This is a genomic window from Pseudomonas sp. SORGH_AS_0199 (assembly GCF_031453735.1).
GTDB lineage: Bacteria > Pseudomonadota > Gammaproteobacteria > Pseudomonadales > Pseudomonadaceae > Chryseomonas > Chryseomonas aestiva.
Map to the genome: position 1 here is coordinate 1,400,971 of NZ_JAVJAE010000001.1, position 26,308 is coordinate 1,427,278.

General features: G+C 64.5%; 27 protein-coding genes. 14 read left to right on the top strand and 13 right to left on the bottom strand.

Going from position 1 to position 26,308, the window contains the following annotated elements; translation table 11 throughout:
• Positions 1-8: 8 nt before the first annotated feature.
• Positions 9-1,313 carry an acyltransferase gene (locus QE444_RS06580; protein WP_309737579.1) on the top strand — a complete coding sequence of 435 codons (1,305 nt, stop codon included), beginning with the start codon at positions 9-11 and terminating at the stop codon, positions 1,311-1,313.
• Here QE444_RS06580 and QE444_RS06585 read toward each other — a convergent pair.
• Both QE444_RS06585 and QE444_RS06590 read right to left on the bottom strand, forming a co-directional pair.
• Positions 1,288-1,656 (bottom strand): antibiotic biosynthesis monooxygenase, encoded by a 369-nt coding sequence (locus tag QE444_RS06585; protein ID WP_309737580.1) that lies wholly within the window; start codon positions 1,654-1,656, stop codon positions 1,288-1,290. The two genes, QE444_RS06580 and QE444_RS06585, sit on opposite strands and share 26 nt — an antisense overlap.
• A 74-nt stretch (positions 1,657-1,730) precedes the next feature.
• Positions 1,731-2,132, bottom strand: a complete 402-nt coding sequence (locus QE444_RS06590) for a ketosteroid isomerase-related protein (protein ID WP_187981182.1) — start codon at positions 2,130-2,132, stop codon at positions 1,731-1,733.
• A gap of 105 nt (positions 2,133-2,237) precedes the next feature.
• On the opposite strand from QE444_RS06590, the gene QE444_RS06595 reads away from it, so the two are divergent.
• Positions 2,238-2,825: a GNAT family N-acetyltransferase gene (locus tag QE444_RS06595; protein ID WP_309737581.1), complete on the top strand. Its 588-nt coding sequence runs from the start codon at positions 2,238-2,240 to the stop codon at positions 2,823-2,825.
• Positions 2,822-3,709: a carbon-nitrogen hydrolase family protein gene (locus QE444_RS06600; protein ID WP_309737582.1), complete on the top strand. Its 888-nt coding sequence runs from the start codon at positions 2,822-2,824 to the stop codon at positions 3,707-3,709. Before QE444_RS06595 ends, QE444_RS06600 begins: the two co-directional genes overlap by 4 nt.
• Before the next feature lie 46 nt (positions 3,710-3,755).
• Here QE444_RS06600 and QE444_RS06605 read toward each other — a convergent pair whose 3' ends face one another.
• The 5 genes from QE444_RS06605 to yaaA all read right to left on the bottom strand — a co-directional run bounded on the left by QE444_RS06605 (position 3,756) and on the right by yaaA (position 10,126).
• Positions 3,756-5,276 carry a fumarate hydratase gene (locus QE444_RS06605; protein WP_187981185.1) on the bottom strand — a complete coding sequence of 507 codons (1,521 nt, stop codon included), beginning with the start codon at positions 5,274-5,276 and terminating at the stop codon, positions 3,756-3,758.
• Positions 5,277-5,506: 230 nt separating this feature from the next.
• Positions 5,507-6,481: a D-glycerate dehydrogenase gene (locus QE444_RS06610; protein WP_285386801.1), complete on the bottom strand. Its 975-nt coding sequence runs from the start codon at positions 6,479-6,481 to the stop codon at positions 5,507-5,509.
• 27 nt (positions 6,482-6,508) lie between these two features.
• The gene (locus tag QE444_RS06615) at positions 6,509-7,372 is read right to left on the bottom strand and encodes a TIGR01459 family HAD-type hydrolase (protein ID WP_187981187.1); all 864 of its coding nucleotides are present in this window, start codon (positions 7,370-7,372) and stop codon (positions 6,509-6,511) included.
• A 116-nt stretch (positions 7,373-7,488) separates the two neighbouring features.
• A complete protein-coding gene (locus QE444_RS06620) occupies positions 7,489-8,949 on the bottom strand; it encodes a mannose-1-phosphate guanylyltransferase/mannose-6-phosphate isomerase (protein WP_187981188.1) in 1,461 nt (486 codons plus the stop codon).
• 397 nt (positions 8,950-9,346) lie between these two features.
• The gene (gene yaaA / locus QE444_RS06625; RefSeq protein WP_285386800.1) at positions 9,347-10,126 is read right to left on the bottom strand and encodes a peroxide stress protein YaaA; all 780 of its coding nucleotides are present in this window, start codon (positions 10,124-10,126) and stop codon (positions 9,347-9,349) included.
• 353 nt (positions 10,127-10,479) lie between these two features.
• Between yaaA and QE444_RS06630 the strand changes: the two genes are divergently transcribed.
• The 4 genes from QE444_RS06630 to moaE all read left to right on the top strand — a co-directional run bounded on the left by QE444_RS06630 (position 10,480) and on the right by moaE (position 13,286).
• Positions 10,480-11,871 carry a PhoH family protein gene (locus QE444_RS06630; RefSeq protein ID WP_017639124.1) on the top strand — a complete coding sequence of 464 codons (1,392 nt, stop codon included), beginning with the start codon at positions 10,480-10,482 and terminating at the stop codon, positions 11,869-11,871.
• Between the two features lie 229 nt (positions 11,872-12,100).
• Complete coding sequence (gene moaC / locus QE444_RS06635) at positions 12,101-12,580, top strand: cyclic pyranopterin monophosphate synthase MoaC (protein ID WP_285386799.1); 480 nt, start codon at positions 12,101-12,103, stop codon at positions 12,578-12,580.
• Complete coding sequence (locus QE444_RS06640; RefSeq protein ID WP_158896819.1) at positions 12,577-12,828, top strand: MoaD/ThiS family protein; 252 nt, start codon at positions 12,577-12,579, stop codon at positions 12,826-12,828. Before moaC ends, QE444_RS06640 begins: the two co-directional genes overlap by 4 nt.
• Before the next feature lie 2 nt (positions 12,829-12,830).
• Positions 12,831-13,286 (top strand): molybdopterin synthase catalytic subunit MoaE, encoded by a 456-nt coding sequence (gene moaE / locus QE444_RS06645; protein ID WP_285386798.1) that lies wholly within the window; start codon positions 12,831-12,833, stop codon positions 13,284-13,286.
• Positions 13,287-13,556: 270 nt separating this feature from the next.
• On the opposite strand, the gene rhlB is transcribed toward moaE, so the two are convergent.
• The 3 genes from rhlB to QE444_RS06660 all read right to left on the bottom strand — a co-directional run bounded on the left by rhlB (position 13,557) and on the right by QE444_RS06660 (position 16,952).
• Complete coding sequence (gene rhlB, locus QE444_RS06650) at positions 13,557-15,062, bottom strand: ATP-dependent RNA helicase RhlB (RefSeq protein ID WP_309737583.1); 1,506 nt, start codon at positions 15,060-15,062, stop codon at positions 13,557-13,559.
• 95 nt (positions 15,063-15,157) lie between these two features.
• Positions 15,158-16,108, bottom strand: coding sequence for a GGDEF domain-containing protein (locus tag QE444_RS06655; protein ID WP_187981193.1), 951 nt, complete (start codon positions 16,106-16,108; stop codon positions 15,158-15,160).
• 199 nt (positions 16,109-16,307) lie between these two features.
• Positions 16,308-16,952 (bottom strand): alpha/beta hydrolase, encoded by a 645-nt coding sequence (locus QE444_RS06660; protein WP_187981312.1) that lies wholly within the window; start codon positions 16,950-16,952, stop codon positions 16,308-16,310.
• Positions 16,953-17,335: 383 nt separating this feature from the next.
• Here QE444_RS06660 and QE444_RS06665 point away from each other — a divergent pair, with 383 nt between their 5' ends.
• The 7 genes from QE444_RS06665 to QE444_RS06695 all read left to right on the top strand — a co-directional run bounded on the left by QE444_RS06665 (position 17,336) and on the right by QE444_RS06695 (position 23,746).
• Positions 17,336-18,364 (top strand): amino acid ABC transporter substrate-binding protein, encoded by a 1,029-nt coding sequence (locus tag QE444_RS06665; protein WP_187981194.1) that lies wholly within the window; start codon positions 17,336-17,338, stop codon positions 18,362-18,364.
• A 100-nt stretch (positions 18,365-18,464) separates the two neighbouring features.
• Positions 18,465-19,652, top strand: a complete 1,188-nt coding sequence (locus tag QE444_RS06670) for an amino acid ABC transporter permease (RefSeq protein ID WP_187981195.1) — start codon at positions 18,465-18,467, stop codon at positions 19,650-19,652.
• Positions 19,653-19,661: 9 nt separating this feature from the next.
• Positions 19,662-20,762, top strand: coding sequence for an amino acid ABC transporter permease (locus tag QE444_RS06675; RefSeq protein WP_187981196.1), 1,101 nt, complete (start codon positions 19,662-19,664; stop codon positions 20,760-20,762).
• Between the two features lie 10 nt (positions 20,763-20,772).
• The gene (locus QE444_RS06680; protein WP_039976153.1) at positions 20,773-21,540 is read left to right on the top strand and encodes an amino acid ABC transporter ATP-binding protein; all 768 of its coding nucleotides are present in this window, start codon (positions 20,773-20,775) and stop codon (positions 21,538-21,540) included.
• A gap of 264 nt (positions 21,541-21,804) precedes the next feature.
• Positions 21,805-22,497: a phosphatidylcholine synthase gene (gene pcsA, locus QE444_RS06685; protein WP_133862217.1), complete on the top strand. Its 693-nt coding sequence runs from the start codon at positions 21,805-21,807 to the stop codon at positions 22,495-22,497.
• Positions 22,498-22,499: 2 nt separating this feature from the next.
• On the top strand, positions 22,500-22,820 hold the full coding sequence (locus QE444_RS06690) for a GIY-YIG nuclease family protein (protein WP_187981197.1): 321 nt from the start codon (positions 22,500-22,502) through the stop codon (positions 22,818-22,820).
• Entirely contained in the window at positions 22,808-23,746 is a 939-nt protein-coding gene (locus QE444_RS06695) for a glutathione S-transferase family protein (RefSeq protein ID WP_309737584.1), read from the top strand. Before QE444_RS06690 ends, QE444_RS06695 begins: the two co-directional genes overlap by 13 nt.
• Positions 23,747-23,805: 59 nt before the next feature.
• Here the strand turns inward: QE444_RS06695 and QE444_RS06700 are convergent, their stop codons facing one another.
• The 3 genes from QE444_RS06700 to QE444_RS06710 all read right to left on the bottom strand — a co-directional run bounded on the left by QE444_RS06700 (position 23,806) and on the right by QE444_RS06710 (position 26,305).
• Positions 23,806-24,426, bottom strand: coding sequence for a flavin reductase family protein (locus tag QE444_RS06700; RefSeq protein ID WP_208694100.1), 621 nt, complete (start codon positions 24,424-24,426; stop codon positions 23,806-23,808).
• 10 nt (positions 24,427-24,436) lie between these two features.
• Positions 24,437-24,928, bottom strand: a complete 492-nt coding sequence (locus QE444_RS06705; protein ID WP_309737585.1) for a metallophosphoesterase family protein — start codon at positions 24,926-24,928, stop codon at positions 24,437-24,439.
• A 252-nt stretch (positions 24,929-25,180) separates the two neighbouring features.
• The gene (locus QE444_RS06710) at positions 25,181-26,305 is read right to left on the bottom strand and encodes a 2Fe-2S iron-sulfur cluster-binding protein (protein WP_405046408.1); all 1,125 of its coding nucleotides are present in this window, start codon (positions 26,303-26,305) and stop codon (positions 25,181-25,183) included.
• Positions 26,306-26,308: the final 3 nt, after the last annotated feature.

Sequence of the window (26,308 nt, forward strand, 5' to 3'; positions counted from 1 at the left end):
ACGCCTTAGTGCAGACTTTAGATAAACACCGCTTCATCGGTCTGGAGTGGCTCAGGTTCCTGATGGGTTTCTATGTGGTCGTCTACCACACCATCCATTTCTATCCCGAGCGCAAGACCATCCCCCTGCTGGACGAGATCACCAGCATGGGCTTCTTCGCCACCAGCACCTTCTTCGTGCTCTCCGGCTTTCTGCTCGCCCATGTCTATTGCGGTCGCGGCAGCCTGCGCGAGCCGGCGCGCAGCTTCTGGGTCAAGCGTTTCGCCAATCTCTATCCGATCCACATCTTCGCCCTGCTGCTGGCGATGGCGGTGGTGACCTGGATCGGCAGTCTGGGTATCCCGCCGGGCGCCGCCACGGCCAGTATTCGCTTCGTGGTGTTCGACACCAACGAACCCCTGGCGCGAACCAACCCCGAACTGTTCCAGCACTTCATGAGCAACGCGGAGCTCGCCTTCAACGCCGTGCTGCAGCTGTTCATGCTGCAGGCGTGGAATCCCTATTACCTGACCTTCAACGCGCCCCTCTGGTCGATCTCGGCGCTGTTCTTCTTCTATCTGACCTTTCCCAAGCTAGCCCCGCGACTGATGACCAGCGAGCGTCCCTGGCAGTTGTTGCTGCTGGTCTGGGTGCTCTATCTGATTCCGCCGCTGCTGGTGATCGCCAACCAGAACTATGGCATGCCCTTCACCGGCCTTCTGCAGCGGGTGCCCCTGTTCCGCTTGCCGGAATTCCTTGCCGGCATCCTGCTGTATGCCGTCTTTCGTCGCCAGCACGCGCGGGGCTGGGCGCCGTCGGAACGGCAGCGGCTGTTGCTGGCGAGCTACCTGATCCTGAGTTTCGCCCTGGGTACGGCACTCTTCACCCATGGGCCCAAGTTCTGGTACTTCCTGTTCCATAACGGCCTGTTCCTGCCGTCGCAACTGATCCTGGTCTATCTGGCCGCGCTGGCCCAGGAGCCGGCCAGCGAGCGCATCCGCCACTGGTCGCCGCGACTCGGCGGCGCTTCGCTGTCGATGTTCGCCCTGCATGTGCCCCTGTCGGGAATCTACATGACCCTGGAGCAGCTGATCGGCGGCGATCTCAAGGCCTGTCTGAGCGGCAATCACGAGGTCTGCATCGCCGCCGCCGGGGCCTATACCAACTCCATCGAATGGTACTGGCTGTTCCTGCTGGCAGTGGTGGTGCTCTGCGTGCTGTTCCAGGAGCGGCTGGTGGTGCCGACTCGCAAGCGCATTCTCAAGGTGCTGCTGCCGCGCCTGGCGCCGCAGCAGCAGCCGCCCCAGGCTAGCGGCGGAAGCCTTCGGCCATGACGAAGAAGCGCGCATTCAGCGCCGCCAGCGGCGCGCGTAGCTGCTCCAGCTGATCGGCCGCACCGAACACCTCGAAGCGTTCCAGGGTGGCGATGGCCTGGGCCTGCTCCAGCAGGTCACCGACGTTGTCCAGGTGGGCCAGCAGCGCCTGGGCATCGCGATAGCCTTCGCGGCAGCGCGCCGTGGTACCGTCGTAGCAGAAGCCATAGTAGAGGCAGCCGGGTTCGTTCCGGGTGCGCTGCAGCATGGCCTCGCCCAGGCGCTTGAAGGCCTCGAGCTGATCGGGTTGGACGGCGAAGACGGGGGCCAGGCTGCAGACGGAATCGCTGGGAAGAGTGGGCATGGAAACTCCTGGGTCAGGGGTGGTCTCCATGCGACCCCTGCCGAGGGGAAGGCGCTCCCGTCAACTGACGGACGTCAGCCGCCGACCTGGGCGATCCAGTCGTTTAGGTTGTAGTAGTTGGTTACCCGCGCCACCTTGCCGTCGCGGATCTCGAAGAAGGCCCCCACCGGCAGGCGATAGGTCTGGCCGTTGGCCGGCGGCAGGCCTTCATCGCTGGCCAGGTATTCGCCATGGATGACGAATTCGGCGGCGGCGCGGCGCCCGCTGGGTTCGGCCATGACGACCAAATCGGTCAGGCGTTCGCGATAGCAGCGATTCATGTGTGCCATGAAGGCCGCGAAGGCGGCCTTGCCCACCTGACGCTCGCCCTGGTTGATGTCGTGGACCACATCATCGGTGAGCAACTCCAGAAAGATGTCCATATCGCCGGCATTGAAGGCGGCGTAGTAGGCGTCGATGAGGTCGGTCGTGGTCATGGCGGTTCCTGTCGTGAACGAAAAAATGGCCTTGTCTGCACATGGTAGGGTGCCGCTACGCGGCCGACATAGCCATTCACGTCTCCTGCTTAACCAGAAGAGTCCATGGACATCCAACTCCTCCACGGCGCTGCCATCACCCCACGGATTCCCGAACTCGCCACCCTGCGCATCGCGGTCTTTCGCGAATTTCCCTATCTCTACGACGGCACCCTGGCCTACGAGTCCCGCTATCTGCAGACCTACGCCCAGTCGCCGGACAGCCTCTGCGTGCTGGTCAGCGACGCCGGCCGCGTAGTGGGCGCTGCCACCGCCTTGCCGCTGGCGGACGAGACCGCGGAATTCCAGCAGCCCTTTCTCGCCAGTGGCTGGCCAGTGGAGCGGATTTACTACTTTGGTGAGTCCCTGCTACTGCCGACCTACCGCGGCCGGGGACTTGGCCGGCGCTTCTTTGCCGAACGCGAGGCCCGGGCGCGGCAGCTGGGGCGCTTCGCCTGGTGTGCCTTTTGCGCCGTGCAGCGCCCGGACGACCATCCTCGGCGACCGCCGCACTACAGACCGCCACACAGCCTCTGGCAGCGTCAGGGCTTCACCGAACAGCCGACGCTGACCACCCAGTACCGGTGGCAGGATCTCGACGAAACGTTCGAGTCGCCCAAGCCCATGACCTTCTGGCTAAAGGAGTTGCCATGATCCGCCTCGCCGCCTGTCAATACGCCATCGAGCTGCTGGAGTCCTGGGACGCCTACGCTGCGCACCTGACCGACCTCTGCGAGGAGGCCGCGGCCGCAGGCAGTCAGCTGCTGCTATTGCCTGAATACGCCGGCCTGGTGCTCAGCGGCCAGCTGCCTCCCGACGAGCGCAGCGACCTGCAGGGCTCCATTGCCGGCATCCAGCCCCTGATTCCGGTCTGGCGCGACCTCTGCGAAGGTCTGGCGCGCCGGCTGCAGCTCTATCTGCAACCCGGCTCGCTGCCAGTCCTCGACGACGACGACGGCCGGTATCGCAACCGGGCCTGGCTGTTCGGCCCCGAGGGCTGCCTGGGCCATCAGGACAAGCTGATGATGACCCGCTTCGAGCGGGAGGAGTGGCACATCGTCGGCGGCCGCGAAGGCCTGCGGACATTCGATACGGCCCTTGGGCGTCTCGGCATCCTGATCTGCTACGACAGCGAATTCCCGCTGCTGGCCCGCCACCTGGCCGAAGCGGGTGCGGACCTGATCCTGGTACCGAGTTGTACCGATACCGTCGCCGGCTTCCACCGGGTTAGGGTCGGTGCCCAGGCCCGGGCGCTGGAAAACCAGGTCGCCGTGTTGCAGTCGCCGACGGTGGGTTTGGCACCCTGGTCGCCGGCGCTGGACGAAAATGTCGGTCGGGCCGGGCTCTTCGTCCCGCCGGATCGTGGCCTGCCCGCGAACGGCGTGATCGCCCAGAGCGCAGAACTCTGTCCGGACGTCAGCCAGTGGCTCTATGCCGACCTCGATCTGGACGAGGTGCGACGGGTGCGGACCCATGGCCAGGTGTTCATCCGCCATGACTGGCTGGAGCAGTGGCAAGTACTGGAACCCAGGCGCTGAATGAAAAAAGCCCAGCACTGAGCTGGGCTTTTTCGTGGGACGGAATCTAGATCTCGACGGCGAGGCTGTCGGCGATCTTCTTCTGCCACACCTGCGGGCCGGTGATGTGCACCGACTCGCCACGGGTGTCGACGGCCACGGTCACCGGCATGTCCTTCACCTCGAACTCATAGATGGCTTCCATCCCCAGTTCCGGGAAGGCCAGCACCTGGGAGCCCTTGATGGCCTGGGCCACCAGGTAGGCGGCACCGCCGACGGCCATCAGGTACACCGCCTTGTGGTCCTTGATCGCCTCGATGGCGATGGGGCCGCGCTCGGACTTGCCGATCATGCCCAGCAGGCCGGTCTGGTCGAGAATCTGGCGGGTGAACTTGTCCATGCGGGTCGCCGTGGTGGGACCGGCCGGGCCGACCACCTCGTCGCCCACCGGATCGACCGGGCCGACGTAGTAGATGAAGCGACCCTTGAGGTCCACCGGCAGCGACTCACCCTTGTTGAGCATGTCGACCATGCGCTTGTGGGCCGCATCGCGTCCGGTGAGCATCTTGCCGTTGAGCAGCACGGTCTCGCCCGGCTGCCAGCTCTGCACCTCTTCCGGGGTCAGGGTGTCGAGGTCGACGCGACGGGCGCTCGGACCGGCTTCCCAGACGATTTCCGGATAGGCGTCCAGCGGCGGCGCTTCCAGACTGGCGGGACCGGAGCCGTCCAGCACGAAGTGGGCGTGACGGGTGGCGGCGCAGTTGGGGATCATGCACACCGGCAGGGAGGCGGCGTGGGTCGGGTAGTCCTTGATCTTGACGTCCAGCACCGTGGTCAGGCCGCCCAGGCCCTGGGCACCGATGCCCAGCTGGTTGACCTTGTCGAAGATCTCCAGGCGCAGCTCTTCCAGGCGATTCTGCGGACCGCGGGCCTTCAGCTCATGGATGTCGATCTCGTCCATCAGCGATTCCTTGGCCAGTACCGCGGCCTTCTCGGCGGTGCCGCCGATGCCGATGCCCAGCATGCCCGGCGGGCACCAGCCGGCGCCCATGGTCGGCACGGTCTTGAGCACCCAGTCGACGATGGAGTCGGACGGGTTGAGCATGGCCATCTTGGACTTGTTCTCGGAGCCGCCGCCCTTGGCCGCGACATCGATCTCCACGGTGTTGCCGGGGACGATCTGGTAGTGGATCACCGCCGGGGTGTTGTCCTTGGTGTTCTTGCGGGCACCGGCCGGGTCGGCCAGGATCGAGGCACGCAGGACGTTTTCCGGCAGGTTGTAGGCGCGTCGGACACCCTCGTTGATCATCTCGTCCAGGCTCAGGGTGGCGCCGTCCCAACGCACGTCCATGCCGACCTTGGCGAAGACGGTGACGATGCCGGTGTCCTGGCAGATCGGCCGATGGCCGGTGGCGCACATCCGCGAGTTGATCAGGATCTGGGCGATGGAATCGCGCGCGGCGGCGGATTCTTCGCGCAGATAGGCCTCGTGCATGGCCTGGATGAAGTCGACGGGGTGGTAATAGGAGATGAACTGCAGGGCGTCGGCAACGCTCTGGATCAGGTCATCCTGCTTGATCACGGTCATGTACGCGCTCCTCTTGGCGGTTTCTTGCGTCCCGGCCACGGGCGGTGGCGAGACGGGCGCGCAATTCGGGTCGCACGGACCGGGCCGCGAAGGAGCCCGATCGGAGGGGTGGCCTGACACACTGAGAAAGGCCCACCCGGCCAGGGCGGCCGACCCGAGAGCGGCGCGGCAGTATAGCCTTTAAGCGGCCGGACGGCACGCCACCTGGGTCGACGGTGGGCGATCAGCGCCTAGCGGCGGTCCAGGGCCGCCGGATTGACCAGATCGGTCGGCTGCTTGCCTTCGAGGGCAGCGATCAGGTTGTCCACCGCGCGTTCGGCCATGGCATAGCGGGTCTCGTGGGTGGCCGAACCTATGTGCGGCAGGGTGACCACATTGGGCAGTTCGAACAGCGGCGAGGCTTCCAGCGGTTCACGGGTATAGACGTCCAGACCCGCGCCGCGGATCTGGCCCTGGCGCAGCGCCTCGATCAGCGCCGGCTCGTCGATGACCGGGCCACGCGCCAGGTTGATCAGGATGGCGCTGGACTTCATCAGCCCCAGTTCGCGTGCGCCGATGAGGCCTTCGGTAGCGGCCGACAGGGGCACCACCAGGCAGACGAAGTCGGCTTCCCTGAGCAGGTCGTCCAGCTCGCGGCGCTGGGCACCCATCTGCTCTTCCAGCTCGGGCTTGGCGCTGTTGGCGGTATAGAGAATCGGCATGTCGAAGCCGAAGTGGCCCCGTTTGGCGATGGCGGCACCGATGCGACCGGCGCCGACGATGCCCAGCGTACGGCCATGGATGTCGGTGCCGAAGTGTTCTTCGCCGATGCCCTTGCGCCAGTGTCCGGCCTTGACGAAGGCATCCAGCTCCGGCACCCGCCGGGCGGCGCTCACCAGCAGGGTGAAGCCGAGGTCGGCGGTGGTGTCGGTGAGCACGTCCGGGGTGTTGGTGAGCAGGATGCCGCGCTCGGTCAGGTAGTCCACGTCATAGCTGTCGTAGCCGACCGAGACGCTGGCGATGGCTTCCAGGGTGGTGGCCATTTCCAGCTCCTTCTCGCCCAGCTTGCGACTGGCGCCGATCAGGCCCTGGGCCTTGGCTGCGGCAGCGGCGAAGAGATCGAGGTTGGCACTGAAGGGGATCACCTCGACGGTGAAGTGTTCGCGCAGGCGTTCCACCAGCTGTTCGGGCAGGCGGTTGAAGACCACTACGTGCTTCTTGCTCATCGATACCTCGGCGTGTGGAAAAAGGGGTCAGGCCAGGCCGGCTGCCGCGAAACGCGGCAACGCGGGATGCTGCTCCAGCAGGGCGGCGAGACCCTCGCGGGTGGGCTCCTGATTGAAGTCCAGGCCCAGGGCCTCGCGGTGGATGCCGGTGGCGGCCAGCCACAGACAGTCGATGTCCGCCGCCACCGCGCCGGGCACGTCGGTCACCAGGGAATCCCCGACGAACAGCAGGCGCTGGGCACCGCGGGTGGCCAGTTCCTCGGCTGCGCAGCGGAAGGCATAGGGATCGGGCTTGCCGTACCAGGTGACCTCGCCACCCAGGGCGGCAAAGCGATCGGCCAGCTTGCCGGCCGCATAGAAGGGTAGACCCCCGGACACCACGTTGCGATCCGGATTGGCGCAGAGAAAGGGCTTGTCCAGGGCGGCGGCCAGGGGCGCGAAGCGGGCTTCCAGCTCGTCCTCGGGGAAGCTGCCGACGCCGAGGATGATGGCCGCCTGGTCGATATCCTCGACGAAGCGCGCGCGGATCTCCGCGGGCCAGCCGGCCTGGCCGGTGCCAGGACCGGAGAGGTAGATACCGCCTGCGCGGAATTTCGGATCCTGCTGAAAGGCGTCGATGGCCAACTGACCCGAGGTGGTGATGCCGGCAAAGAGTTCGCGCGGCACGCCCAACTTGCCCAGTTCTTCGACCATGCCGTCCGCATCGCGAGAGGCATTGCTGAGAAACCACACCGGCTTGCCCTCGGCGGCGCGACGCTCCAGCCAGGCGCGGGCACCGGGAAAGGTCTCGTAGCCGTCGATCAGCACGCCCCAGAGGTCGAGGATGAAGCCGTCGTAGGCGGCCAGCGCCTCGTCCAGTTGATCGAGGCGGAGCAGGGTGGGAGCGGTCATGCGGCGGATCCGATGGCGAAAAGGGAAACGACAAGCCTAACCCGTTTTGCCGAGCGGCTGCCGAAAACACAGACACCGGCCTGAGCCGGTGTCTGTTTGGTGCCTGTTGGCAGTGCTTAGCGCGTGGGCGCCTTGCCGGCCTTGGCGACTTCCAGGGCCTGGGTGTCGACGCGGCCGTAGATGTCTTCGAAGCGGACGATGTCGTCTTCGCCCAGGTAGCCACCGGACTGCACTTCGATCAGCTCCAGCGGTACCTTGCCGGGGTTGGCCAGGCGGTGCACGGAGGTCATCGGCAGGTAGGTGGACTGGTTCTCGGTCAGCAGGAAGACCTTGTCGTCACAGGTGACCTCGGCGGTACCGGAGACCACGATCCAGTGCTCGGCACGGTGGTGGTGCATCTGCAGCGACAGCTGAGCGCCCGGCTTGACGGTGATGCGCTTGACCTGGAAGCGCTGGCCCATGTCGATGGAGTCGTAGGAACCCCAGGGACGGAAGACTTCCTGGTGTGCCTTGACCTCGTTGCGGTTCTGCTTCTCGAGGGCGTTGACCAGCTTCTTGACGTCCTGGACCTTGTCCTTGTGGGCGATCATGACCGCGTCCTTGGTTTCCACCACGACCACGTTTTCCAGACCGACCAGGGTCACCAGCTTGCCGTTGCCGTGCACCAGGCAGTTGCGGCTGTCATGCAGGACGACGTCGCCCTTGATGACGTTGCCGTTGTTGTCCTTGGCATGGACGTCCCACAGCGCGGACCAGGAACCGACATCGTTCCAGCCGGCGCTCATGGGCACCACGCAGGCGCGGGTGGTCTTTTCCATCACGGCGTAGTCGATGGAATTGTCCGGGCAGACGGCGAAGGTGGCGGCGTCGATGCTGATGTTGATGCCGTCGATGCTGCTGCGCTCCAGCGCCAGCAGGCAGGTGTCGTAGATATCGGTGTCGTGCTTCTTCAGCTCTTCCAGGAAACGGCTGGCGCGGAACAGGAAGATGCCGCTGTTCCAGCAGTAGTCGCCGGAGGCCACGTATTCGGTGGCGGTGACGGCATCGGGCTTCTCGACGAAGCGCTCGACGCGGGATACGCCCTGGGGCAGACCGTCGTTGGAGCCGGTCTTGATGTAGCCGTAACCGGTCTCGGGCGCGGTGGCCGGAATGCCGAACAGCACCATCTCGCCACGCTCGGCGGCGGCGGCGGCCTGTTGCAGGGCGGCCTTGAATTCGGCTTCGTCCTCGATCACGTGATCGGCGGGCAGCACCAGCATCAGGTCGTCCTTGCCGTCAGCGACCAGTTGCATGGCAGCGATGGCCACGGCCGGCGCGGTGTTGCGACCGAAGGGCTCCATGATCAGCGCCTGCGGCTTGCACTCGACGGCCTTGAGCTGCTCTTCCACCAGGTAACGGTGTTCGGCGTTGCAGACGATGATGGGGCAATCGATGCTGCCCTCGCAGCCCAGGCGATTGATGGTCTCCTGGAACATGGTCTGTTCGCTGGTCAGGGCCAGGAACTGCTTGGGGTAAAGCTTGCGCGAGAGGGGCCAGAGTCGCGAGCCGCTACCACCGGACAGGATGACGGGAATCATGGGCGTTACTCCTTCAGCGTCTGCTGATTTGTGGCCGCTGTCCCTGAGGTCGGGACGAAGCGTCCATGCTTCGAAAGATCAACCGGCCGAAAGGTCGACCGGTACAAATTGAACGTGCGGACTGATTGCCATTGGCCAGCATGACCCGGGGCAAGGACCAGACAAAGACAGAATCAAACGAAAGTGGTTCTCAGCGAATTTTCCTTTTTTCGGAAAGGCAGCGGTTTTGAGAGGTCCGGCAACTTTTCGCGCCTAGAACGTCTCCGCCACGGGGCTGAAACCTTTTTTATTGGAGGGAGATGACAGTCTTTCACGGATGGCGGGCACCGAATGTGACCCTCTAGCCAGTTCGATGGCCCAGCGTGTGGGCAATTGTGCCATCCGTCGATTCGCTCGGCTAATTCGGCGGTGTATCGCGCAGAAACACCAGCTTGTCTGCCGAGGAACGCTCGGTCGAGTAGTGATAACCCTGGTCATCGAAATCGCGCAGGTCGTCCACCGTGGAAACGCGTTGCTTGATCACGTGCCGTGCCATCAGGCCCCGTGCCTTCTTGGCGTAGAAGCTGATGATCTTGTAATCGCCATTCTTGAGATCGCGAAACTCCACATCTACGATCCGGGCCTGCAGGCGCGCCCTGCGCACCGCGCTGAAATACTCGTTCGAGGCCAAATTCAGCAGGACGTCGTCACCCTGGGCCGCAAGATCCGCCTTGAGCCAGTCACTGATACGGTCGCCCCAGAAGGCATAGAGGTCCTTGCCGCGCGGATTGGCGAACTTGGTACCCATCTCCAGGCGATAGGGCTGCATCAGATCCAGCGGACGCAACAGGCCATAGAGTCCGGACAGCATGCGCAGGTGCCGTTGGGCGAAGTCGAAGTCGTCTTCCTCGAAATCCTCGGCGGCCAGGCCGGTGTAGACGTCGCCTTTGAACGCCAGCAGCGCCTGCTTGGCATTCTCCGGTGTGAAATCCGAAGTCCAGCTGCCGAAGCGGGCGACATTGAGCGTGGCGATCTTGTCGGACACCCCCATGAGCGCGGCGACCTCAGCCGGGGCGAGCTGGCGGAGCCCGTCGATCAGTTCGCGGGAATGCTCCAGGTATTGCGGCAGGGTATGGCGGGACGTGCTCGGCGGTGTGCTGTAGTCCAGCGTCTTGGCGGGTGAAATCACCATCAGCATCGGCTTGGCTCCTCTTGGCGAGGCGCCATTCTAGAAGTCTCCGCCGCCGGGCTCCAGTGGGCCGTGCCGATGGGATCAATAGGTATTGACCACGTTCCCGGGGCGAGGTTGCCGGGTCAGGCGGCAGGAAACAGGGACGCGCGAAAAAAATCGGGTACGGCCAAAAAAAGCTTTTGTGCCTCAGGTCTTTTGCGTTATTACCGAAGTGTCCGTCGCATCTCCCGGGTCCCGTGCCCTCATGTTGGCCGGTCCGTGAACCCGTTGCTGGAGCGACGGCACCTTTCGCAGCGGAGCGTCGTCTGGCGCTCCGTCGACAGGCTTGCGAGTCAAGCGTTTCTACGAGGTGACCGAGTATGGATGATCACGGACGTTCCCGCCCCACCCAGCCCACCCTCTATGTGCTCGACACCAACGTACTGATCCACGACCCGAACGCGCTGCTCAATTTCGAGGAGCACCACGTTGCCATTCCCATGACGGTCCTGGAGGAACTCGACAAGCTCAAGACCGGCAAGCACAACGTTGCCGCCGAGTGCCGGCAGGCGATCCGCCTGATCGACAGCGTGCTCGCCGAATCCTCGCCCGAGGACGTCGAGCGGGGCGTACCCATTCCCCGCGGCAAGGGCGAGGCCAAGGGGCGACTGTCCATTCTCATGGGCCGCCGCGCCGGCCCCATGGCCTGCCTGCCCGACGACATCAACGACAACCGCATCATCAACCAGCTCGTCGAATTGCGCACCCAGCATCCCCAGGAGCGGGTCGTGCTGGTGACCAAGGACATCAACATGCGCCTCAAGGCGCGTGGCTGCGGCATCGCCGCCGAGGACTACCAGACCGACCAGCTGCTCGACGACGTCTCCCTGCTGTCCCAGGGTTATCACAATCTGCCGGGATCCTTCTGGGATAACGTGAGCAAGGTGGAAAGCCGGCAGGAGCTGGGTCGCGTCTGGCACCGGGTACAGCTGTCGGCCGAGATGCCACCCTTCAACGTCAATGACTTCGTGCTCGACGAGCAGGGCTTCGTCGGCTGGGTCAAGGCGGTGCGCGACGGCGAGGTCATCCTGCTCGACATGCATCAGGAACCCCTGATGCACCAAGAGGCCTGGGGGCTGAAGCCGCGGGACATCTACCAGGCGCTGGCGCTGTTCGCCCTGCTGGAGCCTGACATTCATCTGGTCAACCTGACCGGTGCGGCAGGCTCGGGCAAGACCATCCTGGCGCTGGCCGCGGCCATCGAGCAGACCATGGTCACCAAGAGATACCGGCGGATCATCGCCACCCGCAGCGTCCAGGGTCTGGACGAGGACATCGGCTTCCTGCCCGGCACCGAGGCCGAGAAGATGGAGCCCTGGCTGGGCGCCATCACCGACAACCTCGAAGCCCTGCACATGGACGACCACAACCCCCACGGCAGCGTGGACTACATCCTCAGCAAGGTACCGCTGCAGTTCAAGTCGCTGAACTACATCCGCGGCCGCAGTTTCCAGCAGAGTCTGATCCTCATCGACGAATGCCAGAACCTCACCCCGCACCAGATGAAGACCATCATCACCCGTGCCGGCAGCGGCTCCAAGGTCATCTGTCTGGGTAACCTGGCGCAGATCGATACGCCCTATCTCTCGGCCACCAGCTCCGGCCTCACCTACCTGTCCGAGCGCTTCAAGGGCTTCAACCACGGAGTGCACATCACCCTGCAGGGCGTACCCCGGTCCATCCTCGCCGAATACGCAGAGTCCCATCTGTAAGTGCCAGGACTTGTCTGAAAAGTAGCCGAGCGAAGGTCAGGCAAGGCAAGAATCCGTGAGGAAGCGGAGTTTACGAGTGGTAAATGAGCATTCCGAACGAATTTTTAACGCAGCATGACCGAGCGCAGGCACTTTTCAGACACAGCCCACGATCCCCGTCCGGTCACGGGCGGGGATCAAATTCCCAGCCGCAGGTCTACAATGGCAGGTCCTTTCCAGGAGTCATGCCGTGCTGACCCATCTCGATTCCCAAGGCCGTGCCAACATGGTCGATGTCACCGACAAGCAGGTGACCTTCCGTAAAGCCACCGCCGAAGCCCGGGTGCGCATGCGTCCGGAAACCCTCGACCTGATCCAGAGCGGCGGCCATCCCAAGGGCGACGTCTTCGCCGTGGCGCGTATCGCCGGCATCCAGGCAGCCAAGAAGACCGCCGACCTCATCCCGCTCTGTCATCCGCTGATGCTGACCGGTGTCAAGGTCCAGCTGGTCGCCGAAGCCCCCGATGGAGTACGGATCATCGCCACCTGCAAGCTGTCCGGTCAGACCGGCGTGGAAATGGAGGCCCTGACCGCCGCCAGTGTCGCGGCCCTGACGCTTTACGACATGTGCAAGGCGGTCGATCGCGGCATGACCATCGAGGCGGTGCGGCTGCTGGAAAAGAACGGTGGCAAGAGTGGCCACTTCCGCGCCGAGGAGCAGCCCGCATGATCCGCGTGCAATTCTTCGCCCGCTATCGCGAAGTGCTGGGCCTCGCCGAGGACAGCCTCGCCTGGGAGCCTGGGCTGGCCACCGTTGGCGACCTGCGTGAACACCTGGTCCAGCGCGGCGGGATCTGGGCCGAGACCCTGGGCGAGCGCGGTCTGATGTGCGCGCGCAACGAAGAGCTCTGCGGACTGGCCGAGCCTTTGCGCGAGGGTGACGAGGTCGCCTTCTTTCCGACCGTGACCGGAGGTTGAGCATGACGATCCGTGTGCAGGCCGAGGCCTTCGATCCCGGCCAGGAACTCAACGCCCTGCATGCCGCCAACACCGGTATCGGTGCCGTGGTGGGCTTCGTGGGTTACGTGCGGGATTTCAACGACGGCCGGGACGTCGGCGGGTTGTTTCTCGAGCACTTTCCCGGCATGACCGAAAAGGCCCTGGCGCGCATCGTCGAAGAGGCGAACCAGCGCTGGCCACTGCTCAGGGTCGATATCCTGCATCGCATCGGCCGACTGGAGCCAGGCGAGCCCATCGTCTTCGTCGGCACCGCCAGCGCCCATCGCCAGGCGGCCTTCGAGGCCTGTAACTTCGTGATGGACTATCTCAAGACCCGCGCCCCCTTCTGGAAGAAAGAAGATACGTCCGAAGGACCGCGCTGGGTGGAAGGCCGCACCAGCGATCAGCATGCTGCGGGGCGTTGGGCGAAGGGGTAACGGAGCAGGGTGGAAAACCGCGTCAGCGTTTTCCACCTGCTGCCTCAAGGCTGGCGGTGGATGAGTTTACGCCGTCATCCACCCTGCGACGGGTTACTTCCAGCAGCTGGCAATCACCGCGCGTGCACGCCGGTAACACTTATCGCGGCCATGGGCCGCTCCTACAGGGGCGCGATACAGGTGTAGGAGCGGCCCATGGCCGCGATAAGAGAGGTTCAGCAAGCGGTCGCGTTGATAGGCCGCTTAGAGTGGCGTTCCAACGCGTCTGCCTCAACGCTGCCGCGGCACCGGCTTGAGCAACTCGGCTGGCGGCATCTCGCAACCGATCTTGCGGCCCAGCAGGGCTTCAATGGGCGGCAGGGCGAAGGAGTCGTCCTCGCCGGCAAAGCTGATGGAAGTACCGGTGGCGCCGGCACGACCGGTACGGCCGATGCGGTGCACGTAGTCGTCCGGGTCTTCCGGCAGGGTGAAGTTGATCACGTGGCTGATGCCGTCGACGTGGATGCCGCGGCCGGCCACGTCGGTGGCTACCAGCACGCGGATCTTGCCGGCACGGAAGCCTTCCAGGGTCTTGATGCGCTTGTGTTGGGGCACATCGCCGGACATCTGGGCGGCGCTGATGCCGTCCTTGGTCAGGCGCTCCTCGATGCGGCGCACCTCGTCACGCCGGTTGGCGAACACCATCACCCGCTCCCAGTTGTTCTGGGCGACCAGGTTGTAGAGCAGGCGGTACTTGTCGCTGGAGGACACGGCATAGACGTGCTGCTCGACGGTGTCGCTGGCCACGTTTTCCGGCTCGATCTCGACGATGGCCGGATCGGTGGTCCACTGCCGCGCCAGATTCATCACGTCGTCGGTGAAGGTGGCGGAGAACAGCAGGGTCTGGCGTTCGCTCTTGGGCGGGGTCTGGCGAATGATCTGGCGAACCTGGGGGATGAAGCCCATGTCCAGCATGCGGTCGGCCTCGTCCAGCACCATGACCTCGACCATGTCCAGGTGCACCTCGCCGCGCTGGTTGAAGTCCAGCAGACGGCCCGGGGTGGCGACCAGGATGTCGCAGTAGCGCGCTTCAAGCTGCTTGAGCTGCTTGTCGAAGTCCATGCCGCCGACAAAGCTCATGACGTTGAGCCCGGTGTACTTGGCCAGGTCCAGGGCGTCGTTGGCGATCTGCACCACCAGTTCGCGGGTCGGCGCGATGATCAGCGCCCGTGGCTCGCCCATGTATCTTTCCTTGGGCGGCGGCGTGGTCAGCAGCTGGGTGATCGTCGAGATCAGGAAGGCGGCGGTCTTGCCGGTGCCGGTCTGGGCACGGCCGATGGCGTCCTTGCCCTTGAGGGTGAAGCCCAGTACTTCCGCCTGGATCGGCGTGCAGTAGGGAAAGCCAAGGTCATGGATGCCGTGCATCAGCCGCGGATCCAGCTTGAAGTCATGGAAGCGCGTCTTGCCTTCCTGCGGTTCGACCGCGAAGTCTTCCAGTTTCCAGGTGTCGACCGGCTTGGGCTTGCGCGGGCTGCGCTCGCGGCGCGGCTTGGCGGATTTTTCCGCCTGGGCGCGAGGTTCCTGTTTTTCGGCCTGGGCACGCGGCTCATGGCTACGGGATTCGCCTGAGGTGCGCGGTTTGCGTGGCACACGCTCGGCCTGAGGCTCGGGCGCGATGGGTGCAGGAGAGGAGGGGGCTGCAGGAGCGACGCTGGGGGTAGCTTGGGGCGCAGGGGAGGGAGTCGGCTGAGCGACCTCCTGATCCTTGCCCAGAAATTTTTTGAGTGCCTTGAGCACGGAGGGTCTCGATCATCGAAAGCGGAATGAGACCGCAGTGTAAAGCAACCGACGTGCCCGGCAACAACTACCTGCCGAACGCAGGCGCAATCCGGTCAGCCACTGATCCGATTGCGCCCGGCATCCTTGGCCTGGTAGAGCGATTTGTCCGCACGTCCGACCAGTTCATCCAGGGAGTCGGCCTTGCGCATCTGCGCCAGGCCGATGGAGACGGTGACCCCCGGCAGCCTGCCGCAGGGCGAATAGAAGTCCTTGATCTCCGCCAGGCTCTGGCGCAGGCGCTCGGCGATGGCGATCGCTTCGTCGCGATCGATTTCCGGCAGCAGGATGACGAACTCTTCACCGCCATAGCGCGCCATGCTGTCCTTGGGCCGCAGCTGGTCGCGCAGGGTGTTGGCGACCAGGCACAGGGCATAGTCGCCCGCCAGGTGGCCATGGGTATCGTTGTAGCGCTTGAAGTGATCGACATCCAGCATCAGCAGGCTCAGCGGCTGCCGGTTGAAGGCGCAACGGGTGCTTTCGCGCTCGAACAGCTGCTCGAGACGCCGACGGTTGAAGAGGCCGGTCAGGGTGTCGACGTTGGCGTTGCGTTCGGTGTCGACGATGAGCTGATTGCCACGACGCATCCGCTCGCAGAGGATGCCGAGCAGGTTGTGCATGGCCTTGGAAGAGCGTTCGATCAGCTCCAGCACCAGGTCGCGATGCAGGCAGAGCACCAGGGTATCGGCTTCGGCGATGACATGGGCGCTGGGCCGCTCGCTGTCCATGAAGCTGATTTCGCCCGAGCACTCACCCGGACCGAGCAGATAGATGGGCGGATTTTCCGGCGAACCCAGGTGGACCCGCAGGCGACCTTCCAGCACGAGGTACATGTACTGGTTGATCATGGCGGGCGAGAGCAGGCACTCACCGGCGACCAGGCTGCGGGTGGCCGAGCGGGCGATCAGGGCTTCCAGCAGATGGGTCTCCACGCCCTTGAACAGGCGCAGGTCCTTCAGGGAAGCGACCGGGACTTCGGCCAGCCAGGCCGACAAGGGGGCGGCCATCAAAGGATCACCCCGGGGGCTGAAAGGAAAACTCGGGCCATAGCTGCTCCATGCACATCACGACCTTCAGGCACCCCTACTGGACCGGATGGGTACCCCAAAGTTCGTTCGCTTTGCCCTTTCCAGGCCTCCCTTCGCCCCCAGATTCCGCAAATTGTCGACCGGTTTCCAAAAACGAAGCGGTCCGCTGATTCGCGCTTTATTTTCCGCCGAGACGTGCCAGCAGCCAGTCCCGGATATCCTGGATTTCCGCCGGAATCACCTCGTGGCGCATGGGATAACTGTGCCAGAGCGCTTCCACGCCCGCGGCCACCAGCGCCTCGTAGGCGGCGCGCCCGAGGGCCAGGGGAACCACATCGTCCTGGTCGCCATGCAGGCACAGCGCCGGGGTCGCCCCACCGCGATTGACCTGGGCGTCTTCGAAGCTGGGCGCGTAGGTCGACAGCGCCATGACCCCACCCAGGGTGGGGCAGGAGGTGTTGTAGGCGGTATGCAACACCACGGCGCCACCCTGGGAGAAACCGGCCAGCACGATGCGTTCGGCGGGAATGCCCTGGGCCTGCTGGGTCTCGATCAGGCCTCGTACCGTGGTGGCCGATGTTTCCAGCTGGGCGCGGTCGATGGCCCGGGCAGGATTCATGGCCAGGATGTCGTACCAGGAGGGCATGGCCCAGCCGCCATTGATGGTGACCGCCTGGGTCGGTGCCTGGGGCAGGACGAAACGGGTCGAGCTCAGGCTGCGCTGCAACAATTCGGCAACGGGTTCAAAGTCATGCTGGGTTGCCCCCAGGCCATGCAACCAAATGACGCAGCTATCGGCGGTTCCGCTGGGCGATTCCAGCACAAGAGGCGAATTTTCCAAGGCTTTGCTCCAGTTTGGTGCCACTAAAAATGGGTGTGGTAACAGATGGTGCACAAAATGCGTGTCGCATTTTCGTAATTTAGTTGTCCGGCTTTTTGCTCGAAGTCTCGCGATTGCCGGGTTTGAGCCAAGTGAGCATCTGTCGCATTCACTGGTCCGCAAATTGCCTCATCTAGGCTGCGGCCAGGTAGTGCACTAACAGGTAACACTGACTCACTGCTTCGTCATGCCTTCCAGTGCGTCTCCTTCTTCCCTTGATGAAGGACGCCCAGGGATCGGGTGGGCGGGTTCCACGGCAATCAGGCGAGAGACATCGTGCTGCCGTGCGACTGGAACGTAATTCATAAACAAAGTGGAGCTTATCGATGAAGATGGTGAAGTCTACCCTGGCAATTCTGACCACCGCCGCTGCTCTTGGCCTGTCCGGCATGGCTCACGCAGGCGCTACCCTGGATGCGGTGAAGAACAAAGGTTTCGTGCAATGCGGCGTCAGCGATGGCCTGCCGGGCTTCTCCTACACCGATTCCAAGGGTGACTACAAGGGCATCGACGTCGACGTCTGCCGCGCCGTGGCCGCTGCGGTCTTCGGTGACTCCACCAAGGTTCGTTTCACTCCCCTGACCGCCAAGGAGCGCTTCACCGCGCTGCAATCCGGCGAGATCGACGTGCTGTCGCGCAACACCACCTGGACCAGCTCCCGCGATGGCGGCATGGGCCTGATCTTCGCCGGGGTCACCTACTATGACGGCCAGGGCTTCCTGGTGAACAAGAAGCTGGGTGTGAAGAGCGCCAAGGAACTGGACGGCGCCACCGTGTGCATCCAGGCCGGTACCACCACCGAACTCAACCTGGCCGACTACTTCCGTTCCAACGGCATGAAGTTCACCCCCATCACCTACAGCACCTCGGACGAGAGCGCCAAGTCGCTGGAAGCGGGTCGTTGTGACGTCCTGACCTCCGACCAGTCGCAGCTGTACGCCCAGCGCAACAAGCTGTCCAAGCCCGACGACTATGTCGTGCTGCCCGAGGTGATCTCCAAGGAGCCCCTGGCACCGGCCGTCCGTCGTGGTGACGAGGACTGGCTGACCGTGGTCAAGTGGTCGCTGTTCGCCCTGGTCAACGCCGAAGAGCTGGGTCTGACCTCCGCCAACGTCGAGGCCCAGGCCAAGGACTCCAAGAACCCTGACGTACGTCGTCTGCTGGGTGCCGATGGCGAATTCGGCAAGGATCTGAAGCTGCCGAAAGACTGGGCGGTGCAAATCGTCAAGCAGGTCGGCAACTACGGCGAAGTCTTCGAGCGCAACGTCGGCATGGGCAGCGATCTGAAGATCAAGCGTGGCCTCAACGCCCTGTGGAATGCAGGCGGTCTGCAGTACGCCCCGCCGGTCCGTTGATCTCGGCGCCTTAGTCGCCGACCACCTTCCGGATGTGCAGATTCTCGCCCTGCAGCGTTCCCCGCGCTGTGGGGCGAGAATTTAATGAGGCTTCTAGTAGATGCAAAACGTTAGCAAACCGTCCTCGCCGGTCCGTGGGTCTCTGCTCACCGATCCGCAGGCACGCTCCTGGCTGTTCCAGATCGTGGCCGTGATCGCCGTTGTGGCCTTCGGCTGGTTCCTGTTCACCAACACCCAGGCCAATCTCGCCAACCGGGGTATCACCTCCGGCTTCGGCTTCCTGAACAATACCGCCGGCTTCGGCATTCCCCAGCACCTGATTCCCTACAGCGAAGGCGACACCTACGGGCGGGTCTTCCTGGTCGGACTGCTCAACACCCTGCTGGTGTCGGTCATCGGTATCTTCCTGGCGACCATCATCGGTTTCACCGTGGGTGTGGCCCGGCTGTCGAACAACTGGCTGCTGCGCAAGGTCGCCACGGTCTACATCGAGACCTTCCGCAACATTCCCCCGCTGCTGCTGATCTTCTTCTTCTATTTCGCCGTGCTCGCGCCCCTGCCAGGTCCGCGCCAGAGTCTGAGCCTGGGCGAAGCCTTCTTCGTCAACAACCGCGGTCTGTACATGCCCGCGCCGATCGCCGATGCCGGGTTCCTGCCCGGCTTGATCGCGCTGCTGATCGCCATCGTCGCCAGCGTGGTGGTGGTGCGCTGGGCGCGCAAACGGCGGCATGCCACGGGCCAGCGCTTCCCGGTGCTGTGGACCGTACTGGCGCTGCTGATCGGGATCCCGCTGCTGGCGGCCCTGGTCTTCGGCAGGCCGTTGCACTGGGAGGTGCCGGAACTGCAGGGCTTCAACCTGCGCGGCGGCTGGGTGATCATCCCCGAGCTGGTGTCCCTGGCGCTGGCCCTGTCGGTCTACACCGCGGCCTTCATCGGCGAGACGGTGCGTGGCGGCATCCAGGCGGTCAGCCACGGTCAGACCGAGGCGGCCAGTTCGCTGGGGCTGCGTCCGGGGCTGACCCTGCGGCTGGTGATCATTCCCCAGGCCTTGCGGGTGATCATTCCGCCGCTGACCAACCAGTATCTGAATCTGATGAAGAACTCGTCGCTGGGTGCCGCCGTCGGCTATCCGGAGATGGTGGCGCTGTTCGCCGGCACCGTTCTGAACCAGACCGGTCAGGCCATCGAGACCATGGCCATCACCATGAGCGTCTACCTGGCCATCAGCATCAGCATCAGCATCCTGATGAACTGGTACAACAAGCGCATCGCGCTGATCGAGCGTTAAGGAGCGCGTATGAGTAACCAGACCCATACTTTCAAACCGGACCTGCCGCCGCCGCCTTCCAGCGTCGGTGTCCTGGCCTGGATTCGGGGCAACCTGTTTTCCAGCATCGGCAATACCCTCCTGACCCTGTTCGGTCTCTACCTCGTCTGGCTGATCGTGCCGCCGGTGGTGAACTGGGCCTTCATCAATGCCACCTGGAGCGGCAGCACCCGTGCCGATTGCGTGCCAGGCGGTGCCTGCTGGGTGTTCATCAAGGAGCGCTTCGGGCAGTTCATGTACGGCTTCTACCCTGGCGATCAGCGCTGGCGCGTGGATCTGACCGTGGTGATCGCCGTGATCGGGGCGATTCCGCTGTTTCTCGACAGCTTCAAGCACAAGGCCCGCTACGGCCTGGCCCTGCTGGTGATCTATCCGCTGGTGGCCTTCTGGCTGCTGTATGGCGGTCTCGGTCTGCGCGTGGTGCCCTCCAGCGAGTGGGGCGGCCTGATGCTGACCGTGGTGATCGCCGCGGTAGGCATCGTCGGCGCCTTGCCGCTGGGCATCCTGCTGGCCCTGGGGCGCCGCTCCAAGCTGCCGGCGATCAAGGTCATCTGCGTGACCATGATCGAGTTCTGGCGGGGGATCCCGCTGATCACGGTGCTGTTCCTGTCGTCGGTGATGCTGCCGCTGTTCCTGCCCGATGGCATGAACCTGGACAAGCTGCTGCGCGCCATCGTCATGGTGATCATCTTCGAGGCGGCCTATATCGCCGAGGTGGTGCGAGGTGGCATGCAGGCCATTCCCAAGGGGCAGTACGAAGCCGCTGCGGCCATGGGCCTGGGCTACTGGCGGACCACCGGCCTGGTGATCCTGCCGCAGGCGCTCAAGCTGGTGATCCCGGGCATCGTCAACACCTTCATCGCGCTGTTCAAGGATTCGAGCCTGGTGGTCATCATCGGCCTGTTCGACCTGCTCAACAGCATCAAGCGCGCCACCTCCGACCCGGCCTGGCCTGGTCTGTCCACCGAAGGCTATGTGTTCGCCGCCCTGGTCTTCTGGATTTTCTGTTTCGCCATGTCCAGCTACTCCGCCCGTCTGGAGCGCAAGCTGAACACCGGCCACAAGCGTTAGGAGTCAATAGATGAATGTAAGCAACAAGCAGCCGGTCGACAGCAGCAAGGTCATGATCCAGCTGAAGGACGTGAACAAGTGGTACGGCCAGTTCCACGTGCTCAAGGACATCAACCTGACCGTTACTCAGGGCGAGCGTATCGTGCTGTGCGGACCGTCCGGCTCGGGCAAGTCCACCACCATCCGCTGCATCAATCGCCTGGAAGAGCACCAGAAGGGCCAGATCATCGTCGACGGTACCGAGCTGACCAACGATCTCAAGCAGATCGAGACCATTCGCAGCGAAGTCGGCATGGTGTTCCAGCACTTCAACCTCTTCCCGCACCTGACCGTGTTGCAGAACTGCACCCTGGCGCCCATGTGGGTGCGCAAGCTGCCGAAGAAGCAGGCCGAAGAGATCGCCATGCACTACCTGCAGCGGGTGCGCATTCCCGAGCAGGCCAACAAGTTTCCGGGCCAGCTGTCCGGCGGCCAGCAACAGCGCGTGGCCATCGCGCGGGCGCTGTGCATGCAGCCGCGCATCATGCTGTTCGATGAGCCGACCTCGGCGCTCGATCCGGAAATGGTGAAGGAGGTGCTGGACACCATGATCGGCCTGGCCCAGGACGGCATGACCATGCTCTGCGTGACCCACGAGATGGGCTTTGCCCGCACCGTGGCCAACCGGGTGATCTTCATGGACAAGGGCGAGATCGTCGAACAGGCCGCGCCGGACCAGTTCTTCGACAACCCGCAGAACGAGCGCACGCGGCTCTTCCTCGGCCAGATCCTGCACTAGGAAGCGACCGGGGCGGACGTGCTCCGCCCCGGTCGTCCTGCGAACCCAGTCACGGGCGTTCGGCGGGAAGGCGGGCAAAGGACGGCAAGGCGCGGTATCCTCGATGTTTGGCGCCCGGTTTCCGGGGTCGGCGGTCAAGGCCCGCCTTGCCGTTCACCGGCTTCATTGTCGATTTCGTAGCGTATTGCCAGAACAGGCGGTGCGCTGGACAGTCGAAGCCGTCATCATAGAGAGACGCCCGTGAACTCCATTTCCCATCCGCTCATGCTGACAAAAGCCAAGGCCTGGGGCGCCCATGCGGTGACCTCCAGTGGTGTGATCCTCGCGCTCCTGGCGCTGCTCGCTCTGGTCGACGGTCAACCCAAGGGTTGCCTGATGTGGCTCGGCATCGCCCTGCTCGTCGACGGGCTCGACGGTACCCTGGCGCGCAAGTTCGAAGTCAAGCGGGTCCTGCCCCATTTCGACGGCTCGGCGCTGGACCTGGTGGTCGACTACCTGACCTATGTGTTCATTCCGGCGATCTTCATCTATCGCTTCGTTCCCTTGCCGCCGCACTTCGAGCTGGTGGCGGTGGGCATCATCCTATTGTCGTCGCTGTTCTGTTTCTGCAATGTGAACATGAAGAGCGCCGACAACTATTTCGTCGGCTTTCCCGCGGCCTGGAATGTGGTGGCGCTGTATTTCTACGTGCTGGACCTGGCGCCCTGGTTCAGCATGGCGGTGGTGCTGGTGCTGGCCGCCCTGACCCTGACCCGGGTCAAGTTCCTGCATCCCTTCCGCGTGCGTCAGCTGATGGCCTTGAACATCGCCGTGACCTCCATCTGGCTGCTCAGCAGCGCCATGATGGTGTTCGTGCATCCCGACAAGCCGCTGTGGCTGATGGTCCTCTGGTTCGCCAGCGGCATCTATTTCGTCGGCGTGTGCGTCTGGCGTACCGCCCGGGAGTGGTTCGCCTGACGGTGAGCGACGATCCCCTGCCACCCGCGCGCACCTGGTATGTCTACCTGGTGCGCGCCGAGAATCAGGCGCTCTATTGCGGCATCAGCGATGATCCCGAGCGCCGTTTCGCCCAGCACCGCAGTGGCCGCGGTGCCCGCTTCTTCGCTTCCAGCCCGGCCCAGGCGCTGGTCTATGTGGAAGCCTGCGGCGACAAGTCGACCGCCCTGCGCCGCGAAATCCAGATCAAGAAGCTACCCAAACGAGCCAAGGAAGCCCTGGTGCTGGCCCTGTCCGGCACCTCGCCCGTGGCTGATTCAGGAGTGCTGTCATGTCCGAGCTGATTCTGCATCACTATTGGCAATCGCCCTTCGCCGAGAAGGCGCGCCTGCTGCTGGGTTTCAAGGGGCTGGCCTGGCGTTCGGTGATCATTCCGCGGATGCTGCCCAAGCCCGAGCTGGTGGCGCTCACCGGCGGCTATCGCAAGACCCCGGTGCTGCAGGTGGGGGCCGATGTCTATTGCGACACGGCGCTGATCGCCCGCCGGCTGGAGGCGGAGAAGGCGGTACCGGCGCTGTTTCCGGAAGGTCAGGAAGCGGTCGTGGCCGCCTTTGCTGGCTGGGCGGATTCGGTACTGTTCCAGCATGCGGTGGCGCTGATGTTCCAGCCGGAGATCATGGGGCCGCGCCTGGCAAGTCTGCCGCCGGAGCAGGCCCAGGCCTTCATGGATGACCGCAAGGCGCTGTTCAGTGGTGGCAGCCTGAGTCGTCTGACACCCGAGCAGGCCCGGCAACAGCTGCCAACCCTGCTGACCCGGCTGGAAACCCAGCTCAGGCGCAGCGCTGGCGAATTCCTGTTTGGCGCGCCTTCGCTGGCCGACATCGCCCTGGCGCACAACTTCTGGTTTCTCAAGAGCACACCACAACTGGCGCCCCTGATCGACGAGCGTCCCGAGATCGCCGCCTGGTTCGCCCGGGTGCTGGGGTTCGGTCATGGTACCCATGAGGAACTCGGCGCCGCCGAGGCGCTGGAGATCGCCAGGACCGCGGAGCCGCTGGCCTTGCCGAGCGACCAGGCCGTTGCCGTGGAAGGCTTCGCCTGGGGTGACCGGGTGAGCGTGGCGGCGACCGACTATGGGGTGGATCCCGTGGTGGGCGAGCTGGTGCATGCCGACAGCGAAGCCCTGGTGATCCGTCGCCACGACGCGCAACTGGGGGCGCTCCAGGTGCATTTCCCGCGACTGAATTTTCGCGTCAGCGCCGCAGGCTAGTGAGCCTGGAATGCAAAACGGCGCCCTGGGGCGCCGTTTTGCATTCCAGGGCCGACCGCTCAGTCGGGGCGACGCATGCGGAACAGTGCGGCCTCGGTGATCTCGAAATAGTCGGCCGGGCCACCGCCGCGCACGATGGGGCGGGCAGCCGCGGTCTGGTAGATGCCATCCTTGAGCAGGCGCTTGTCGATATGGGCGGCGACCACCTCACCCAGCACCAGCCACTGATCCAGTTCGTCCCCGGCAGCGGTCTTGAGGCGGACGACCTGGCTCAGCTTGCACTCGAAGGCCACCTGGGCCCGGGCGACCCGCGGCACCTTGACGACGCTGGAGGGTGCAGGCTCGAGGCCGGCCAGAGCGAATTCGTCCACCTCGGGTCCGACCATGGCGCTGCTGGTGTTCATCTCCTCGGCCAGTTCACGGGTGGCCAGGTTCCAGACGAACTCGCCCGTGCGCTCGATATTGGCCACGCTGTCCTTGTAGCCCTGGCTGGAAAAGCCGATCAGCGGGGGCTTGTAGTTGAAGGCATTGAAGAAGCTGTAGGGCGCCAGGTTGAGAACGCCGCTTTCGCTATGGGAGGAGATCCAGCCGATGGGACGGGGCGCGATGATGGCGTTGAAGGGATCATGGGGCAGGCCGTGGCCCTGGCTGGGTTCGTAGAAGTGGTAATCGATGCTCATCGGGATTCCTTCAGGGGGTGAGTTCCAGGATCTCGGCCTGGAGCTGGCCGGCATCCAGGGTCAGGCGGCCGACGCTGATCGGCAGCCGAAAGCGCCGCGGGCCAGCGCTGCCGGGGTTTATGTAGAGTACGCCAGCCCGCTCTTCGATCAGCGGCTTGTGCGAATGGCCGCTGACCACCACCCGCACCTTGGCACCGGCGGCCGCCAGATCCAGCTCGGGCAGGATGTGCAGCATATGGATGTCGACGTCGGCCAGGGTCAGGGTGACGCGCTCCGGGATGTCGTCGGCCCAGGGCAGGTCGTCGTTGTTGCCGCGGACCACCGCCAGCGGCGCCAGCTCGCGCAGGGCGTCGAGGATCTCGGGCTTGCCGATGTCACCGGCGTGCAGGATGAAGTCGCTGCCGGCCAGGGCTTCCAGCGCCTGGGGGCGAAGCAGGCCATGGGTATCAGCGATCAGGCCGACGCGATAGGGACGAGACGCGGGGGGTAGGGGGGCGTTCATGGGGCTCGGTATCTCTCAAGGCCTTCAGCGGGATCGCCATCGATCACGGGGCTGACGCTTCAGTTGAGAGGTGTCCGGACACCCAGGAGTTCTATGCGGAAGCGAAACGCTGGGTGATGCTCGGCGCGAATCGAGGAACGGCTGTCCTGACCCAGGCTCAGCACGCCGTGGCGCCCGGCTGGGCAAAAGGCTGGCGGCAGAGACGCCTCATCGAAGAGCGTCCGGTAGGGCGCCTTCACGGGACCGAAGCTGCTAGAGGTCGAGCACCAGATTGGACGTGGGCCTGCTGCAGCACAGCAGTCGCAACCCGCGGTCGATCTCGCGCTGGCGAATGCCACCGGCATGCCGCATCTCCACCTGGCCTTCGAGCAGGGCCGTCTTGCAGGTACCGCAGAGGCCTTGCCCGCAGGAGGAGGGCACGATGGCGCCCGCGCGCCTGGCGGCGCTGAGCACAGTCTGGTCGCCCGCCATGCTGAACACCTTGCCCGAGCGGGCCAGGGTGACGGTGAACAGGGCCTCGCCGACCGCGGTCGGCGCGGTTTCGGCGGGGGCCGCCGGACTGCCGATCGTGAAGCTCTCCTGGTGAAAGTGGGCAAGATCGAAGCCGCCTTCCTGCAGGGTGCGCTGGACGGCGTCCATGTAGCCCTGGGGGCCACAGATAAAGACCTCCCGTTCGCGGAAGTCCGGCACCAGTCGCTCCAGCAGGGGCAGATCCAGACGGCCGAGCGCGCCCTGCCAGTCCGCTTCGGCGCCGGGTGCCTCGCAGATGGCGAATACCCTGAGGCCAGGTTGTGTGGCCTGCAGGTGCGCCAGTTCGTCGCGGAAGATGATATCCCGGGGGGTACGGGCACTGTGGACGAAGGCGATGTCCGGATCGCTACCCAGGTCGAAGGCGGCGCGCGTCATGGCCATCAGCGGCGTGACCCCCGAGCCGGCGGACAGATAGAGCAACCTGCGCACCGGATGTCCGACCGGGGTAAAGATGCCTGCCGGGCCGGAAGCCTGCAGCCGGCTGCCAACCTCCAGGTGATCGTGCAGCCAGTTCGACACCGGCCCGCCGGGTACGCACTTGACGGTGATGGCAAGGCTGAAGGGGCGGGTCGGCGTGGAGGACAGGGTGTAGCAGCGCGACAGCCGCTGGCCGTCGATGGTCAGCGACAGGGTGATGAACTGACCCGGCTCGAAGGCGAGGGCCACGAAGTCGGGACAGCGAAAGACGAAGGTCTTGACGTCGGCGGTCTCGACCCGAATGGCGCAGCATTCGAGGGTCTTCTGTTCGGCACTGCTCCAGGCCGCGCCGAACGCCAACCAGGTCCGGGCGTCGTTGAAGCGGCTGCCTTGCGCGGTGGCCAAGGGGGTGAGCGCGGTCATGGTCATTCC